The sequence below is a fragment of the Streptomyces sp. URMC 129 genome (assembly GCF_051386415.1).
In the GTDB taxonomy this organism is placed as follows: domain Bacteria; phylum Actinomycetota; class Actinomycetes; order Streptomycetales; family Streptomycetaceae; genus Streptomyces.
In genome coordinates, this window is sequence record NZ_JBPQTQ010000275.1 from 1 (window position 1) to 1,272 (window position 1,272).

2 protein-coding genes and 1 pseudogene are annotated in these 1,272 nt (G+C 68.9%); all 3 read right to left on the minus strand.

Translation table 11 applies throughout. The features are described 5' to 3' along the window. Positions 1-139 precede the first annotated feature (139 nt). Positions 140-541: a hypothetical protein gene (locus ACSNOC_RS27725; protein ID WP_436750328.1), complete on the minus strand. Its 402-nt coding sequence runs from the start codon at positions 539-541 to the stop codon at positions 140-142. Then, the gene (locus ACSNOC_RS27730; protein ID WP_436750329.1) at positions 531-839 is read right to left on the minus strand and encodes a hypothetical protein; all 309 of its coding nucleotides are present in this window, start codon (positions 837-839) and stop codon (positions 531-533) included. Before ACSNOC_RS27730 ends, ACSNOC_RS27725 begins: the two co-directional genes overlap by 11 nt. Before the next feature lie 92 nt (positions 840-931). Beyond that, positions 932-1,264, minus strand: a pseudogene (locus tag ACSNOC_RS27735) (DUF6313 family protein); the annotation flags it as partial. Positions 1,265-1,272 lie beyond the last annotated feature (8 nt).

Sequence of the window (1,272 nt, forward strand, 5' to 3'; positions counted from 1 at the left end):
CTCGCCCTCACCGGATAACTCCGGCGGACAGCGCCGCAGCGGCCACACCCAAGATCATTTACGGGACAACGTCTAGGGTCGACCAGCCCCCGGGCCCGGCACGATGGTGATCTCTGTCGAACCCGCGGGGTGGTTCAGGTTAGCGGGCTGGTAGTGGGCTGCCGGAGTCCAGTCCGGCGCCTGAGCGGTCGGTGCTTTCGGCGCCCCTGATCCGGAACAGGCCGGGCTCGATCTCCTCCGAACGGCTGCGGATGTCCATGTACAGGGCTGCCGGCCACTCCGTCTCCAACGACCACACGCTCCCGGTCAGGTTGGCGCGGGTCAGGTTGGCGTCGGTCAGGTCGGCGCGGCCCTGGATCGTGTCCGGGCGGGATCGCAGCTCGGCGGCGTGTTGTTGCAGTTGTTCTTCTGTGAGTTGTTCGTCGTGTCCGGTCGCGTGCATGAGAGCGCGGACCGCGGCTTCGCGGGCGGGTGTGGGAGCTTCGGGGGCGGTCTGGAAGAGGAGGTCGCGCAGGACATCCGCGAGTGGCCTAGACGACATCGTGGCTCCCCTGTACGGCGTCGGCGGACTGGAGGATCCGCGGGCAGTGGGCGCAGCGGCTGCCGTCGGGGTTGCGGACGGCGATGCCGAGGACCTGCAGTGCGAGGTTCTCGGCCTTCCGCAGGGCTTCCACCGCCGTATGGCGCTGCATCTTCTCGGCCTGGAGGATCGCTGTGACGTAGTGTGTCCAGGCTTCTTCGGCGATCTCCCAGTCCCGGTCGTGCCAGCGGTAGAGCCCTTCGATGGTGTTCCGGTCCCGCTTGTCGACGTCCGGGTAGAGCTCGTGCAGGGACCGCACCTTCGCTCTCCCCCCGGGCCGGGGATGCCACCCCGGCCCTCGAGCTGGGCCAGGATCGCGTCGAGCTTCTCGCCGCGATGGGCTTCGATCTGACTGGAGATGACGTAGCCGACCAGGCCACCGATCAACGCGGGCAGCAGCGCCCACCCGGCCAGCGACAGCGGCCAGGCGCACCATGAGGGATCCACCCCGGCGGGGGAGGTAATGCCCAGCAGGACGTCGTAGGCGTTGGCCCAGCCGATCAGCCACCCGTTCACCACGAACAAAACGACCACGCCGACGACGACGGGAACGGCCCGGATGAGCAGCCACCTCGGCAGGCGCGGCAGCGCGTCCCGGGACGACCACAGGTTCCGTAAGCGCCGTCCCCAACCAGGCGCAGGCGGCGAGGATATCACAGAAGACGGCGACGTCACCCCCCCCACGGTAGCCC